The sequence below is a fragment of the Shimazuella alba genome, assembly GCF_009831235.1.
In the GTDB taxonomy this organism is placed as follows: Bacteria; Bacillota; Bacilli; order Thermoactinomycetales; family Thermoactinomycetaceae; genus Shimazuella; species Shimazuella alba.
In genome coordinates, this window is sequence record NZ_WUUL01000002.1 from 303,459 (window position 1) to 319,530 (window position 16,072).

Consider the following 16,072-nt stretch of genomic DNA (forward strand, 5'->3'; position numbering starts at 1 on the left):
CCGTCTTATCAAACCTGAGGGGATTTATCTTATAAAAAAATATCAAGTTCCCTACCTACTTCATTCATCAAAACTCTTTCTAACATGTGGAAAGAAGAGTTTTTTTCTCTACACAATTCCAGGAATCTCTACTCTAGCCATCTCTACGCGTGCAGTTCCTTCATAAAGTGTTTCCAAAGTAGCGTCTGCAGTAGCAATGTATAAATCGCGGCCATCAGCCCCACCAAGTGTACAGGAAACTACTAAATGCCCTTCTGTAGCAGTTTTCACAATATCCGTAACAGTACCATCTGGAGCAACGCGGCGAACTTCGCTTCGATATGGCATTGTTGCCCATATTCCGCCTTCTGCATCCAAGACAATACCATCTAGAACATCTAATTCATTTTCATATTGGACAACTACTCTTCTATTTGATAATCTTCCGTCTTCCTTTACGTCAAAGGCATTCAAACGCAGTCCAAACAGTTCTGATACAATCAATGTCTTTCCATCTGCTGTGAGCTGCACTCCATTCGGGAAGATTAGATCTTCTTCATCTGTTTCCACAGTTCCATCTGGATGAACAATAATCAGATGGGATGCTACAGGAGGACCCCCTTTAAATAAATCATAACCAAACTGAGTTATGTATGCTCTTCCTTCTGGGCTAACCCACATATCATTTGCTTCATATGCTTTATCTTTAAAACTAGCTATAATCTCTGTATTTCCATTTGGAAGAATGCGACGTAATGTACAATCATCCATTCCTACTACTAATGGATTGTTATTGCGTGGGAAACCAAGACCAGAAGGTTTTACATCAAGAGAGGAAGCAACTTCTAGTTTATCACCATCTGAACTCATCCGATAAACTTTTTTAGCAGCGAAGTCAGAAAACCAAACTTCATTTTCATACCAACGAAAACCTTCTAAATAGCCAAAGCCTTCACGGATAATTTCTGCATTTGTTATCTTTGCCATGTCGACTCTCCTTCTGTACTTTTTAAATGATTATATTAATTATAATATTTATCTCCTTTATTATATAGATGGCATCGAAATATTTTTTATTAATTGAAGTAGAATCAGAAGGTTTTTTTTCGATACTTTCAATTGACATAAAATTGAAGCAGCTATACGATAAATCCAAGTCTACAATGACTGATTCCATCTCACACAGAAAGGCCCACTATGGCCATCGACATGTTCAAGGGACAGACTGTCAACCTCAGCAAGCCGAAGAACGTGCCCGACGGCGACATCACGATCCACACCGTCTGGGATCGGAAGAAGCCCGAACGACGTGGTCTGTTCCGCTCTCAGAAGCAGGAGTTGGACGTCGATCTGGCTGTGCTCTACGAGCTGAAGGACGGCACCGTGGGTGTCGTGCAGGCACTGGGTGAACTCTTCGGCAGCCTCGATGCGTTTCCGTGGATCATGCTCAACCGAGACGACCGAACCGGTGCGACCACTGGTGAGACTCTCCGTACACACTACAGTATCGCTGTGGAGAAGTTCAAGCGACTAGGTGTCCTGGTCTATGTCTACGATGGTGCTTCCACGCTCTCCGAAGCGGAGAACGCAGTCACCACCATCCGTGTACCGGGTCTGAACCCGTATGTGATCCGGCACGAGGGGGACGCGCACAGCAGCAAGTCCTGTGCCGTCGCGCTCTTCACGAATAACGGCACCGGCTTCAACGTGCGAATGGATGTGCAGCCGATCAACGGCGATCAGCGACAGGTCGATGCGTACTGGGGTTGGGGTATCAATTGGAGCTATGGCTCCAAGTAACCCATGAGTGATGGGTGAGATGGTCCTCCCTGTGGCACAAGCTACAGGGAGGATCTGTTTATATCGCATATTTAGAAAAATATTAATGTAAAGAGTTTCATAATTGTTTATTTTGGTGATAAATCATTCAAAATGAAAATAATGAAAAGACTTATACCCGTACTGTACCTACTTATGGTCCTATTTGTATTTCTCATATAATTACGATTGATTTCTTATACTCTACAGTTTCATCAATAACATAAGACATCTTTTCCATAGCGTAAGTTCTTGTAGAAAGAAAGTAAAAAGTAAATTGATCCATCAACTCATCAAATATTCTATTTCTTTTCCATATTTGACACCTACATACGAACGACTAATACCAAATATAATTTTATTAATTCTGCTGATAGTGTGTAACATTCATTCTATTAACGATCCCTCATCATAAAGAAAAAAGACCATACTCTGCATATAACTGCTTCGATGGTCTCTTTTTACTATTTTAGCGAAGAACTCGAAGGGGATTTATCACTTCCCCGTTTCTATGTACCTCAAAGTGAAGATGATATCCAGTCGCATTCCCTGTTTGCCCCATGTACCCTAATCGTTGACCTGTTCCAACATGTTCTCCTGTACTGACTAAAATCCGGCTAAGGTGTGCGTAGAGTGTGACCCAGCCGCCACCGTGATCCACCAGAACCATGTTTCCATATCCTCCATGATAACCAGCTTTGATAACTTTTCCGCTTAAGGAAGCATCAATCACTTGTTTTGCTTTTTTAGAACTCCAAATATCAAGTCCTTTGTGCATCCTGCCATGACGCCAACCGAAATTGCTTGTGATCATCCCAGATACTGGCCACTGGAACTGAAATCCTCCAACAGATACTTTATCACGCTTGCTCACAACCACTACTCTATGTTTGTTTTTTAGTTTAGGCTCTTTTTTGACAACCTTCTCTTTCTTGACAATCAATACCTTTTGCCCTGCTTCCAGCGGTTGAAGTAAATTCACCTTCGGATTTAATTTGAAAAACAATTGCAAGGACATCTTATGCTTTTTACAAAGCTGATAAACCATTTCATTGCCTTTTGAGACATATTGCTTAACTGCTAATGGGATCTTTAATTTTGTACCTGCGGTTAACTTATTTGGATTTGCAATGTTGTTTAGTTGAGCCAGCTCTTGGTAATGAACTCCATAACGAAGTCCAATTGCATACAACGTATCCCCTTTGCTCACTTCATAAGTGAGCTTATTTCCTATGGAGATGGTCAGTTGCTTTCCTGATTGATAAAGAGTCTCCTTCGCATCAAGTGCAGCTATCTTCCCTTCCGACTTATTTTTCGTGAGTAATTGTGCCACAATCGGATGGGAATCCGTGCTTCCAGCCCAAGCCACAGCTGTAGCAGCCGAAGCTGTACATACACCGATACTTGAGGCTAGGAGCGTCTTCTTACCAGACATCACAACACCTCATATCCATGATATTGGGTACCCATGACTCAATTTATGCGCTATACCCACAACATATGAAAATTTTTAGTAGAAATATCTATATTCGATATTAAAAATGCTAAAAAAAGACGGCGTTGGCCCTTTCCTTCTCGGATTTTCAACATAATTAGGCTCTTGTCCAAACAACCAAATATGCATCTGCATAACTAGTTAAAGAGTATTTGCTGATGGTTAAGCCTTTAGGCGAAACCAGAGGCTAAGTTGCTCTTATGAGATAAGGTCCATTCTTATCTAACATCAAAGGGGGAGTATTATTAATGAGTTACTTGGATGATTACTTGAACGATTTTGACAATGAGTTTGACGATGATGATTTTGATGACTATGAAGATGAACAAGATTTTTATGCGTATGACTACCCATTTCACCCAGACTTAGCCCAACGAGATCGAGATCGACGTGACCGAGACCGACATGATCGAGACCACGACGATCGCAGAAGAAGGCGTGTACGTTGTTGTGTCTATCGCCACCGCCGCTCAGGAAGAATAAGAAAAGTATGTCAAAGCCGAGATCGTCGCTGTGCCAATCGTCTTGGTCGTGAATGGACGCTAATTGATTCTTTTTCAGCAAGAAATTGTAATCGCTGTTTATAAATAACAAAACCCCTTGTTCTATTTTCCTTATCGGCAGAAGAACAGGGGTAATGTTATTCATTAATGGGCTTTTTTTCGTTCGGCAGGACGGGATTCTAGTGAGGCTAGAAATTCTTGATTGTTTTTGCTATTTTTTAGCTTACGTAGAAAAACGTCAGTAACATCGTGGTTATCACTTAATCCATTTCGAATAGACCATAATTTATCTAGCTCGTCTTTCGATAAGAGTAGTTCTTCACGTCTTGTTCCAGATTTGCGAATATCGATAGCAGGATATATTCTACGTTCCGCCAGTTTTCGATCTAGATGAAGCTCTAAGTTACCAGTTCCTTTAAATTCCTCGTAGATAACATCATCCATTCGTGAGCCTGTATCCACTAATGCGGTAGCGAGAATGGTTAGGCTGCCGCCTTCTTCAATATTACGTGCGGCACCAAAGAATCGTTTTGGACGGTGGAATGCAGCAGGGTCAATACCACCAGATAATGTTCTACCACTTGGAGGAATCACCAAATTGTAGGCACGTGCTAAACGAGTAATACTGTCTAATAAAATGACAACATCCCGTTTATGCTCAACCAATCGTTGTGCGCGCTCTAACACCAATTCAGCAACTTTAATATGATTTTCTGGCAATTCATCAAAAGTAGAGCTTACCACTTCACCTTTAACAGAGCGTTGCATATCCGTTACTTCCTCAGGACGCTCATCGATCAGTAACACAAACAATTCAATATCAGGTCGATTCTCCGAAATGCTGTTGGCAATCTCTTTTAGCAGCATCGTTTTACCAGCCTTTGGCTGTGCAACAATCAAACCACGTTGTCCTAATCCTACGGGTGCTATTAAGTCCATGATTCGAGTGGATGTTTTGTGTGGTGCAGTTTCTAGTAGTAATCGCTCTTGTGGATAGAGTGGGGTTAGTCCAGCAAAGTGAAGTCTTTCACCGGCTGTTTCGGGATCGGCACCATTTACAGCTTCTACATGTAACAATCCATAGTAACGCTCGTTTTCCTTTGGAGGTCTTACTTTACCAGATACTAAATCACCTGCACGCAAATCAAATCGTCTAATCTGTGATGCAGAGATGTAAATATCTTCAGAGGAAGGTAAGAAATTAATCGGCCGAAGGAAACCATAACCTTCTGATAAAATATCTAACACACCTTCCATGAAGAAAAATCCATCTTTTTCTGCATGTGCTTTGAGAATAGAGAAAATGAGTTCTTTCTTTTTCATTTGGCCATAGTAAGGTATTTGATAATGTTTGGCCAATTTGTAGAGCTCTGTGAGCTTACGGTTTTCCAGTTCACTTATCGTGTAATCCAATTATTTTCACCACTTTTTCGCAGCTTAAGTCCCTAAGACCAAATTCGGTTTCTTTTCTAATCGATGAGTTCCATCAATAAATCTTACTGTACCAGTTTTTGCGCGCATAACCAAGGATTGTGTAGTGGCAATATTTCCTTTATAGCGAACACCTTTTAGTAGTTCACCATCTGTTACACCTGTAGCGGCAAAAATTGCATCGTCACCTTTTACCAAATCATCCATGCGTAAAATACGAGAGGGATCTTCGATTCCCATCTGCAAACAGCGCTGTCTTTGGGCTTCATCTTCAGGTAATAACCTGCCTTGGAAATCACCACCGAGACATTTGAGTGCAACTGCAGCTAAAACACCCTCCGGTGCTCCACCAGAACCAAATAAAATATCAACACCAGTATCTGGAAATCCTGTATTAATAGCTGCTGCAACATCACCGTCTGAAATTAATTTGATTCTAGCTCCTGCTTTACGGATATCTTCGATCAATTTAGCATGACGAGGGCGATTTAATAATGCAGCCACCAGATCTTCTACATCTTTGCCATTGGCTCTTGCTACTGCTTTTAGATTATCTTCTACAGGAGCATCCAGATCTACAAGACCGACAGATTTTGGACCTACTGCGATCTTATCCATATACATATCCGGGGCATGCAGGAGACATCCTTCATCTGCAATGGCGATAATTGCTAGTGCATTCCATGCACCACTTGCCACGATGTTCGTTCCTTCCAATGGATCAACAGCCACATCCACTTTTGGAGCAAGTCCAGTTCCAAGTGTTTCCCCAATATACAACATGGGAGCTTCGTCCATTTCTCCTTCACCAATCACAACTGTTCCATGCATATGAATGGTATCAAACACTTTTCTCATGGCAGAAGTAGCTGCATCATCTGCTTCCATCTTCTTACCAAAGCCCATCCATCTACCAGAAGCAATGGCAGCTGCCTCTGTTACACGTACAAGCTCAATCGATAAACTACGTTCCAATTGCTCCAACTCCTTCTCTTCTCTGTAAGGTAACATATGCTGAGTCAATTTGGAATGATTGACTTCATAAATTCTTGGAAAACCTCACTTTTTTCTGTCAGCTTTGCAAAAAGAATCGGCTTGGCACCTTTTTGTACCAAGCCATTTGAATTTATTTGCGGTTATTCCAGTCTGCTTCAAACTTAGCAATACCTTGTGCTGTCAGTGGGTGTTCTACTAATGTTTTCACCACACTGTAAGGCATAGTAGCAATATGAGCACCTGCAAGAGCTGCTTGTGTCACATGCATAGGATGACGAATACTAGCTGCGATGATTTCAGTAGGGAGACTATGTGTGCGGAACAGTGATGCAACTTGCTCAATCAAATAGATTCCTTCTTCTCCTATGTCATCCAAACGACCGACAAACGGGCTCACATATGTAGCACCTGCACGAGCTGCAATAAGGGCTTGGTTAACAGAAAAAATAAGCGTTACGTTTGTTTTTATCCCTTTTTGAGAAAAGTGATGAACAGCTTGTAATCCATCCCAAGTCATTGGAACTTTAATGGTGATCTGTGGAGCGATCTCAGCTAACTTCTCTCCTTCTTCAATCATACCTTCTGCATTTGGGCTCATCACCTCAGCACTAATAGAACCGTCCACCATAGTGGTCAGCTCTTTTAAAACGTCTTCAAATACACGACCTGATTTTGCAATAAGTGATGGATTGGTGGTCACACCCGCAACAATACCAAGTGGTACCACTTTTTTTACATCATCTACATGTGCAGTATCCAAGAAAATTTTCATGGTTAATATGTCCTTTCTCTGCCTGATTTACGCTTTGTTGGAGCTTCCAAAAAGACGCATTTTTCCTCGAACAACTTCTTTAATTGCATCGCGAGCTGGTCCAAGATATTTACGTGGATCGATGAGATCAGCTTTAGAGGTCAACAACTCACGTACTACCTGAGCACTTGCTACCTGATTTTCGGTATTGACATTAATTTTTGCAGCACCAAAAGAAATCGCTTTTTGAATCGATTCATCAGGCACACCAGAACCACCGTGTAATACGATAGGTGCTTCGATTGCTTTGCTTACTTCATCAATGATATCATAATGAATTTTTGGTTCTCCTTTGTACATACCATGAGCGGTACCAACAGCAATAGCCATTGCATCTACCCGAGTTTCTTGCCAGAAACGAATAGCTTCCGCAGCATTTGCAATCGATGCGTCTTCCTCTGCAACATCGAGGTCATCTTCTACCCCACCGATGGTTCCGAGCTCACCTTCCACGGAAATACCAACAGCATGTGCCGCAGCAACAACCTGTTTCGTTAGACGAATATTTTCTTCAAGTGGATAATGAGAACCATCGAACATGACGGAAGAAAAACCTTCACGAATACATTGCATAACGACTTCAAAACTACTTCCATGGTCGAGATGAAGAGCTACTGGTACTCCTGATTCTTCCGCTGCTATACGAGCCAAAGCAACTACATTTTTAATACCCATATATCGAATCGCACCTTCACTTGCGCCAAAAATAAATGGAGATTGCTCTTCTTTCGCCGCTTGTGCGATTGCTTGGACGAATTCCAAGTTATTCATGTTAAACTGACCAACTGCAAATTTTTCTCGTTTTGCTCTAGGCAGAAACTCATTCATGGAGACAAGTGGCATTCTCATTACCCCTTTATTATATGTAATCACCAAAAAGCCAACCCCCATCGGTTGGCAAGGATTTAACCTATTTTATTATAATTTGTAGCCTCAGGTCAAAGTTTAAGCATTGTTCTCGCTTCACCACTGGTAGAAATTGGTCGATCTAACTCTTCTGCTATTCTCACCACACGTTGAATTAACGCTTTATTTGTAGCCAATTCTCCTTTTCGGTAGTAAATATTATCTTCTAAACCTACTCGAACATGACCACCCAATAAAATTCCAAAAGTTGCCATTCTCAATTGATTTGCTCCAATGCCGGCTACACTCCAAGAAGCAGAAACCGGTAGTTGCCGAATAAGGAAAAGCAAATGATCCGCTGTCGCTGGAATTGCCCCAGGAACACCCAAAACAAAATCAAAATGCAGATGTCCGGTTATATAACCTTTTTTCACCAAATACATGGCATTGGCGATCATTCCTGCATCAAAAATTTCAAACTCTGGACACACTCCATATTTTTGCATTTCCGTTGCAAATCGGATCAATTGCTTAGGTGTGTTTAAAAACACATCTTTACCAAAATTAACAGTTCCCGTTGTCAACGTCGCCATTTCAGGAGAAAGCGAAATAGGTTGAAGGCGTTCTTCATCACTCATCCCTACAGCTCCACCTGTAGAAACTTGAATGATGATATCACAACGTTGTTTAATTAAATGAATAGTCTCAGCGTATATTTCTTTATCTTGAGAAGGCATTCCATCTTTATCACGTACATGTAGGTGTACGATGGATGCGCCAGCATCGTACACCTGTTTGGCTTGATCTGCGATCTCTTCTGGTGTTATAGGTAGATAAGGTGTATCAGCTCTCATCACTTCGGCTCCAACGATTGCCGCTGTTATGATTAACTTATCCATATTACTTACTTCCCTGCCGAGGTATCACACAAGTACCAGAAGCATTAGCTACAACTACGGGGGGTGCTAAAACGTGGGCTTTTGAGGGCTGAGATAGGTCCCGGCTCGCCTCAATCACTTTTATTGCTTGAAAGGAAAATTTGCGCGATCGATTTCCCTTTCGCTCTAAAGTTGCTGACACTTCTAAGAAATCACCTGCGTAAACGGGAGCTAGAAACACAACCTCATCATACGCAACAAATAGACCTTCGTCCCCATCCTGTCGAATGAGAACCTCTGTAGCAGCATCTCCGAATAATCCGAGAATTTGAGCCCCAGAGACAAGACCTCCACCGTAATGAGCATCGTGCTGACTAATACGAACACGAATGATCGCTTTGATAGCTTTCGTCCCCCTTAGGAAACAAGTTGGCGTATTACTTCTGATCGTAACTCCTCAATATCAAAAGGTTTTGTAAAATGAGCAAGTGCACCCAACTTTGTCGCCTCGTCCAACATATCCAGTTCTCCATAAGCAGTCATCATGATCACTTTTGAGCGACAAGAGACAAGTTGCAATCTTCGCAATAATTCCAGTCCGTCCATACCTGGCATCTTCATATCTAGTAAAATGAGATCAGGGTCCTCCAAAGAGATGATATCCAAAGCTTGATTTCCATTAGCTGCTTGAAAGACTACTAAATTGTCTTTTGAAAAAACTTCCTTAATTAAAATACGTATACCAAATTGATCATCCACTACAAGTATCTTTTTAGGACTCATCTTTGTCCGTCCCTCCTTCAACACAACTATACCGATTCCCATCTACTCATCATTTTTTATTTTTCCTTATAACTATATATTTTTCCTTCTTTTTTGTGAAAAGTGATATTTTGTATGAATTGGTCACACTTTGAATAATACCTAATAAAGTAATATAATCATTTAAAAAGTATCAGTTTGCATATCTTTTTGAAAGAAGGAATGAAAAAGTTTCGTTTATTAAAATAAAATGATGGCAACATATCCAACTTGTGTAAAATAAAAGTGATAAAGTAGAGAGATTGAGGTGATAAGATGCGTGTTCTAGTAGTCGGAGCAGGTGCAGTTGGCGGTTACTTTGGAGGTCGGTTGGCACAGAAAGGTGCAGATGTTACTTTTTTAGTAAGAGAACGCAGGCAAAAGCAGTTACAATCAAATGGTTTAATCATACATAGTGTCAAAGGTGATACCCAACTGCCAGTTAAGACAATCGTAGCTGGAGATACCAGTGGTCCATATGATCTAGTTATCTTAACCACAAAAGCATATCATCTGAATGAAGTACTTCCTACTATTACTCCTTATATAGGAGAAAATAGTACTGTCTTACCTCTGCTCAATGGCATCGCACATTTTGACATGTTAAAAGAATACTACGGAGAAGAACGAATTCTTGGTGGACTTTGTTTTATTGAATCTACGCTCAACCCCAAAGGTGAAATCGAACACTATAGTACCCATCACCGTGTAATATATGGTGAATTTAACGGTTTAAAAAGTGAACGGATCGAACAGATAGAAAATTTATTTTCCGATGCGAATCTTGATGCAGTTGCTAGCGAAAACATCAAAAACGATATCTGGAAAAAATACATCTTTATCAGCGCCATGGCAGGTATGACGTGTCTAATGAGAAGCAGTATCGGTCCTATTCTACAATCTCCTAGTGGACCAGAACTATATGAGCGACTCTTGCATGAGATTTGTTCCATTGGCAAATACCAAGAAAAAACAATGGATGAAGATGTTTGGGAGCAAACCATGGATCGTGTAAACTCACTTTCTCATGGCATGAAATCTTCTATGCTTCGCGACATGGAAAAGGGGCTGCCAATCGAAACAGAGCACTTTCATGGGACACTGCTGCGATTAGCACCAAAAGACTTAGATACTCCACTTTTGCAAACGATTTACAGTACGTTATCCATCTACCAAGCAGCTCAAAAATCATAAACTATCTCATGTAACAAAAAATGAATTTATTCTGTTATAATCAAAATCAGAGGGAAGTACCTTCTGCTTTCCTAAAGAGATAGGATCATAAATGGCCAAGAAGTACGAGACTGTAGAGAGCTTTGTTAAGGCCGTCAAGGCTATTGACTTCGGTAACAGCAACGCGTTTGATCAGTTGCAGGCTCTCCTCTCCGATACCAGCATTGAGGTTCGGAGGTGGGTCGATCATACCGAAAAGGGCTCGCTTATGGGGAAGATCGAAAGCGCCCTTCGCGAGGGACACATTACCTCTGCCAAGGAGTACCAGAAAAATCTGATGGCCTGAATTAGCCTCTAACACAGGAGACAGATAACATCTGTCTCCTGTGCTGATTTTGAAGAACATCACATCAATATGATCCCCACTACAGATATCACACCAATAAACAAACCTAAAACGATAAATATAATAGGCATTATATTGCCTTTTTCATCTAAATGCATAAAAGTATACAACTGTAAAAAAACTTGAATTACCGCAGCACCAAGTATGATCCAAAAAGTTGTTGTAAAGGTGAAGTGAGGGTATGCTACTAAATAAAACGAAAGTGCGGTAAACAAAACCATCCACATAAAAGACCAGAGAAAACGCGATGTAGATCGTGTTTTTTTGACATTTACTTGGGATTGCTTATTTAACGATGGTTCCACTTTCTATCCCCTCCCTAAATAAATTGGAAGCGCTTACCTTTATTATAATCGAATTCCCAATCTTAAAAAAGATGGATATTATTTTTCTTTTTGTTGTATAATACTTTTTGGCATTACCACGCTAAAGAGAGGAAACGACATGTCTCCTGAGGAACTGGATGAACTGGTAGAGAGGGTAAAACAGAAGACAAAGGTCGTACTCAAGGTCAGGTCTGATCCAATGCGTCCAGCCAATCTCCCTATCGAAGATGATACGTCATCAGAAGAGAGCCAGTAACTAGTTCGTCATGGCTCGTAGCATCTCTTATAGGCAGTCCATTCTCCAGAATGGGCTGCCACCTAACATTGACAACAATAATGCAGAATTTATAATAAGTACGTATAATGACTTGAATAATTCCACCAACATACCCCGTAAATAGGGGTTATTTTAATTGGTGGATCAGAATTTCATAAAGAAATGAACAGGAGTACCATAATGGCATCTGAAACAAAAGAAATATCTACTACAGAGAATGCTCCAGTCCATTGGTGGCTGCAAGAACAGAAAGGTTATGCGATCTTCCTAGCTATTTTTATCACTATTATCTCCCTGTGTATGAGTGGATTGGTACGAGGTTCCTTTCCGTTTGGTGATATTACCCGCAGTGTGAACGATCTTGGTAATCAATTTGTGCCAATACATACTTATTACTGGGATATGCTTCATGGTAAAGCGGAAGGTGATTTATTTTTTAACTGGCGAAGTGCTTTTGGAACCGGTTTCTATGCCGATTTTGTTACTTACTTAAGCAGTCCATTTGAGTTATTGATCTATTTCTTCCCTCGTGCCCATGTAAACCTTGCGGTGTATGTGATTACGGTTTTGAAACTGGCTACAGCAGGAGCTGTGATGGCTCTCTACTTATCAACTTGGAAACGCGGCTCATGGCTATTTGCTGGTTTACTTGGAGCATCTTATGCCCTCTGCGGTTGGGCAATCGATGACAGCGCTTTTGTGACGATGTGGTTGGATGGTTTGATCGCATTTCCCCTTATTTGTTTGGTTGGACATTGGGTACTGCATGGAAAACGCATCTACCTTGGGACTCTTCTCGTCGCACTCGCTTGGATTTCTAACTTTTATACTGCTTATATGGCAACACTTGGCGCTGCCATTGTGATCTTGATTCGCATGGTTACAATGAACTCGACTGCAAAAAAAAGAGGAGTGGCAATACTACGTGGGATAGGGATGGTAGGGCTTGGAGTAGGAATAGCAATGCCGTTTATTTATCCTATCTTAAAAGCAACCAGTATCGCTCAGCCTACATTGACAAAGCCATTCGTTGCGGTTCCTTGGACCCATCTTTTCTCTCGATTGTTCCCGATCACGGAAGGAATCGGACTTAGCCCTAGTATCTTTGTTGGCACACCAGCATCATTGCTCGCATTTTCTCTCTTGTTTCAAAAATCAGTTGCTCTTCGCATCCGTATCATCTGGATAACCATAACAACACTGGTACTGCTCTCTTTCCAGTGGAACCCGACTCAATTGTTATGGCATGCCTTTGCACCTCCAAATGGCAGTTCTTTTCGTGAGGCTTTTGTCTTCTGTGGGATGCTTACCATGCTTGCTTGGCTTAGCATTGCTGATCTGAAGAAAATAAAACCATTGCCTTTTATCGGTGCAGCCATTATGTATGGTTTACTGATGGTGATCACTCGAAATAGCCCACTAGTGACCGATATCACTTTTCCTATCATCGGAGGAGTCTCCATCCTAACAGTTGGTGCATTGATTCTCATCTACTTCATCAGTCAAAAACAAAAATTCATCTGGGCAGGTGGATTTGCTGGACTCCTGATCATTGCTGCTTTTGTTGGAGAATCAATTGTTTCCTCTGTCATGATCGATCAAATACGGTATGCCCGTTTTACCTCTAGCCTAGAATGGGGAAAATGGCATGACCAAGTGAGGTCTGAGATTGTAAAAAATGATAAATGGCCATCTTATCGTACGGAAACAGGAACCAATTTTATTACCAAAAATGATCCTTGGTTATTAGGTGGTCAAGGCGCAGTATATTACAGCAGCTTAACGATGGAAAACACTACAAAAATGCTTACCGATTTAGGTTTTGGTTGGGATCGGTGGGGCAGAGGGCTATTAAGTCTTGATAATGAAGTGACCGACGCGATCTTTTCCATAGGTACGAGAATTTCTGCTATACCCAATAAAAATGGGTCTATGATTGTGCAAACCAAGAAACAAATCGTTCCACCACTTGTCACCGTGCGTCCAAGCATCAAAAAATCGAACAAAAAAACAAATGTCTTTTCCAATCAGGAACAATTATTAGGGAGCAAGGTCTATGATATTCCAACACCAAAAATAAGCACTGCTCAAGGAACTACACCATTGGAAATATCAAATACAGCCTACAATATACCACTACAAGCACGTAAAAAAATAGGAACCTACTATCTGCAAACAAAATGTAAACCTGGATCAACTGTCTATCTATACACACCGTATTTATATGGAACTGCAAATTTAGCAGGTCAACGAAAACATAAAATATTAGGCTCTCATAAAGCTTACTTAGCTCCCATAATGAAACTAGGAAAAACACCGGCTTCTGGTAATGTTTCTGTTCGGATTCTAACGGATAAAGTTGGAGATTTCTCGAAGCAACCTATCGCTTGTTTAGATCCAGTAAAACTAAAACGAGCAATCACAAACCTACAAAAAACTGGAGCTACTAACGTTGAAACAACTGGGCATACTCTAACAGCAGTATTGTCAAAAGGAAGTACTGGTACAGCTATTCTTTCTATCCCCCATGCACCTGGGTGGGTTTGCTCAACGAATAAACAAAAGGCTTCTGTACCCGATCATTTTATGGGATTGATCAGTATTCCATTGAAAAAGGATATAAAATTCGTCTCTTGTCAATATCAGCCACCTGGGTTTTTGGTAGGTATAGTTCTTGGAGTGTTTTCTGTTTGTATGCTTCTTTTATTAGGAAGATGGTATAACCATCGTTCTCAATAGAAAAACAATGAAATCAAAAGCCGACTACTTCACTCAGTCGTCGGTTTTTGATTTCAAATTTGTTCGCATATGTTGACAAACTTACCTTTTGTAATATACTAATAATATATAAACTTCATATGGTATCCTTCGGGGCAGGGTGAAAATCCCGACCGGCGGTGATGGTTCATCAGAACCTCAGTCCGTGACCCGAGTTGGCACATGCCAAAGCGGTGGATTCGGTGTGATTCCGAAGCCGACAGTATAGTCTGGATGGGAGAAGGATAAGGAGACTAAGCAAGAAAAAAGAAATCTTTTATCTTGCTTCTGTTTCGGTGTGCTTTTTTATAAAGGAAAAAGCCTATTTATCATGACTACAAACCCCCGAAAGCTAAGACTTTTGGGGGTTTTTTATGTCCCGAAAGACCAGCTAAGAAGAAAAAAGGAGATGTTTATGGTGAGTTATTCTTCCTCACAAACACGCAAGCTGGTCCTATTATCTGTTTTGACTGCAATTGCACTACTCATGCAGTATTTGAATTTTCCACTGCCACTATTTCCATCGTTTCTAAAGATTGATTTTAGTGAAATACCAGCTTTGATTGGCGCGTTTCTCTTTGGCCCGATCTCTGGTGTCGTCATCGAACTACTCAAAAATGTGTTGCACTTTCTCTTATCAGGCAGTGAAACGGGAGCTATTCCACTTGGACAAATAGCAAACTTTATAGCAGGTAGTTTATTTGTAGTTACATCTGTATGGATCAGCCGAAAAATAAATGGCATAAAAGGCATGATTATCGGTACAGCGATCGCAACAATTCTCATGACTGTCTTACTAACAATTGCAAACTATTATGTGATCTTCCCACTCTACAGTTATTTGATCAATTGGACTGTTACAGGGGAAGCCAAAGATGCACTCATCTTTTATGGGGTAGCTCCGTTTAACTTATTAAAAGGAGTTTTACTAGGATTATTGTTTATTCCCCTTTATCAAAAATTATTCCCCATTCTTTCGATGCAGGTAAAGCGATAACTTGAAATGATTTATGACCTAATCGCTAGTACATTCATGTGAATCGTGCTAGAAGATGAGATAGGAAAAGGGTATGATAGTAAGCAGAATTGCTAGGTAACCCATCTTACGTACGGAGTTCAAAATGGACTTTTTTGAAGACCAACAAATCCCACCAGCGACACTGATTCGACTTCGATTGGATGAACCAAGCTTTGTCGTTTACAAGGCTGTTTATCCTCGTGTTGAAAAGATAAGTGGACAGTTGATGTCCATTGTATCGTCACTCGTGGAAACATGTCAGCATAAGCTGGAACAGGAAACAGCGTCCCTTCGTCACGAGGTAATGCAACTGGTGTCGAAGGCGAATGCCAGGCTTCAGTACACCAAGTATCTTCGTAAGCAAGCCCATGCTCTGTTGGAAGGATATTATCCTTCAGAGGTGATCCCGACCATCAAGATTATGGTGAGGGGAATTTTCAAACAAATTGAATATGAGTTCACAGAAGCAGAAAACATACTAGCTGCTGCAAAACAGCTACTCGATGAGTTTATTTAGCAATTTCCAGACAGCAGATCTTCTGCTGTCTGGGCTAATA

At 40.9% G+C, this 16,072-nt stretch carries 17 protein-coding genes and 1 riboswitch; of the genes, 7 read left to right on the top strand and 10 right to left on the bottom strand.

Translation table 11 applies throughout. The features are described from left to right. Nucleotides 1-108 precede the first annotated feature (108 nt). Nucleotides 109-966 (bottom strand): SMP-30/gluconolactonase/LRE family protein, encoded by an 858-nt coding sequence (locus tag GSM42_RS04340; protein WP_160800311.1) that lies wholly within the window; start codon nucleotides 964-966, stop codon nucleotides 109-111. A 210-nt stretch (nucleotides 967-1,176) separates the two neighbouring features. On the opposite strand from GSM42_RS04340, the gene GSM42_RS04345 reads away from it, so the two are divergent. Next, nucleotides 1,177-1,779 carry a hypothetical protein gene (locus GSM42_RS04345; protein ID WP_160800312.1) on the top strand — a complete coding sequence of 201 codons (603 nt, stop codon included), beginning with the start codon at nucleotides 1,177-1,179 and terminating at the stop codon, nucleotides 1,777-1,779. A gap of 487 nt (nucleotides 1,780-2,266) precedes the next feature. On the opposite strand, the gene GSM42_RS04350 is transcribed toward GSM42_RS04345, so the two are convergent. After that, nucleotides 2,267-3,232, bottom strand: coding sequence for a peptidoglycan DD-metalloendopeptidase family protein (locus GSM42_RS04350; protein ID WP_160800313.1), 966 nt, complete (start codon nucleotides 3,230-3,232; stop codon nucleotides 2,267-2,269). Nucleotides 3,233-3,540: 308 nt separating this feature from the next. Between GSM42_RS04350 and GSM42_RS04355 the strand changes: the two genes are divergently transcribed. Further along, nucleotides 3,541-3,879, top strand: a complete 339-nt coding sequence (locus tag GSM42_RS04355; RefSeq protein WP_160800314.1) for a hypothetical protein — start codon at nucleotides 3,541-3,543, stop codon at nucleotides 3,877-3,879. 60 nt (nucleotides 3,880-3,939) lie between these two features. On the opposite strand, the gene rho is transcribed toward GSM42_RS04355, so the two are convergent. From rho to GSM42_RS04390, 7 genes are all read right to left on the bottom strand, one after another. Further along, complete coding sequence (rho, locus tag GSM42_RS04360) at nucleotides 3,940-5,208, bottom strand: transcription termination factor Rho (RefSeq protein ID WP_160800315.1); 1,269 nt, start codon at nucleotides 5,206-5,208, stop codon at nucleotides 3,940-3,942. Nucleotides 5,209-5,232: 24 nt separating this feature from the next. Continuing rightward, a complete protein-coding gene (glpX, locus tag GSM42_RS04365) occupies nucleotides 5,233-6,201 on the bottom strand; it encodes a class II fructose-bisphosphatase (protein WP_160800316.1) in 969 nt (322 codons plus the stop codon). A 151-nt stretch (nucleotides 6,202-6,352) separates the two neighbouring features. Further along, a complete protein-coding gene (gene fsa, locus GSM42_RS04370) occupies nucleotides 6,353-6,994 on the bottom strand; it encodes a fructose-6-phosphate aldolase (RefSeq protein ID WP_160800317.1) in 642 nt (213 codons plus the stop codon). Between the two features lie 27 nt (nucleotides 6,995-7,021). Further along, nucleotides 7,022-7,876 carry a class II fructose-1,6-bisphosphate aldolase gene (gene fba / locus GSM42_RS04375; RefSeq protein WP_160800468.1) on the bottom strand — a complete coding sequence of 285 codons (855 nt, stop codon included), beginning with the start codon at nucleotides 7,874-7,876 and terminating at the stop codon, nucleotides 7,022-7,024. Nucleotides 7,877-7,971: 95 nt separating this feature from the next. After that, complete coding sequence (gene kce / locus GSM42_RS04380; protein WP_160800318.1) at nucleotides 7,972-8,778, bottom strand: 3-keto-5-aminohexanoate cleavage enzyme; 807 nt, start codon at nucleotides 8,776-8,778, stop codon at nucleotides 7,972-7,974. A gap of 1 nt (nucleotide 8,779) precedes the next feature. After that, entirely contained in the window at nucleotides 8,780-9,205 is a 426-nt protein-coding gene (gene kal, locus GSM42_RS04385) for a 3-aminobutyryl-CoA ammonia lyase (RefSeq protein ID WP_338055246.1), read from the bottom strand. Next, on the bottom strand, nucleotides 9,175-9,540 hold the full coding sequence (locus GSM42_RS04390) for a response regulator (protein ID WP_160800319.1): 366 nt from the start codon (nucleotides 9,538-9,540) through the stop codon (nucleotides 9,175-9,177). The genes kal and GSM42_RS04390 overlap by 31 nt, the downstream gene beginning before the upstream one ends. A gap of 294 nt (nucleotides 9,541-9,834) precedes the next feature. Between GSM42_RS04390 and GSM42_RS04395 the strand changes: the two genes are divergently transcribed. Both GSM42_RS04395 and GSM42_RS04400 read left to right on the top strand, forming a co-directional pair. After that, complete coding sequence (locus tag GSM42_RS04395) at nucleotides 9,835-10,752, top strand: ketopantoate reductase family protein (protein WP_160800320.1); 918 nt, start codon at nucleotides 9,835-9,837, stop codon at nucleotides 10,750-10,752. A gap of 91 nt (nucleotides 10,753-10,843) precedes the next feature. Next, on the top strand, nucleotides 10,844-11,077 hold the full coding sequence (locus GSM42_RS04400) for a hypothetical protein (protein WP_160800321.1): 234 nt from the start codon (nucleotides 10,844-10,846) through the stop codon (nucleotides 11,075-11,077). 59 nt (nucleotides 11,078-11,136) lie between these two features. On the opposite strand, the gene GSM42_RS04405 is transcribed toward GSM42_RS04400, so the two are convergent. Further along, a complete protein-coding gene (locus GSM42_RS04405) occupies nucleotides 11,137-11,442 on the bottom strand; it encodes a cytochrome C oxidase subunit IV family protein (protein ID WP_160800322.1) in 306 nt (101 codons plus the stop codon). A 478-nt stretch (nucleotides 11,443-11,920) separates the two neighbouring features. Between GSM42_RS04405 and GSM42_RS04410 the strand changes: the two genes are divergently transcribed. From GSM42_RS04410 to GSM42_RS04420, 3 genes are all read left to right on the top strand, one after another. After that, complete coding sequence (locus tag GSM42_RS04410; protein WP_160800323.1) at nucleotides 11,921-14,479, top strand: YfhO family protein; 2,559 nt, start codon at nucleotides 11,921-11,923, stop codon at nucleotides 14,477-14,479. A 121-nt stretch (nucleotides 14,480-14,600) separates the two neighbouring features. Continuing rightward, nucleotides 14,601-14,747: riboswitch (FMN riboswitch) on the top strand. A gap of 165 nt (nucleotides 14,748-14,912) precedes the next feature. Further along, on the top strand, nucleotides 14,913-15,494 hold the full coding sequence (locus tag GSM42_RS04415; protein ID WP_160800324.1) for an ECF transporter S component: 582 nt from the start codon (nucleotides 14,913-14,915) through the stop codon (nucleotides 15,492-15,494). A gap of 124 nt (nucleotides 15,495-15,618) precedes the next feature. Next, complete coding sequence (locus GSM42_RS04420) at nucleotides 15,619-16,032, top strand: hypothetical protein (RefSeq protein ID WP_160800325.1); 414 nt, start codon at nucleotides 15,619-15,621, stop codon at nucleotides 16,030-16,032. The last annotated feature ends 40 nt before the right edge of the window (nucleotides 16,033-16,072 follow it).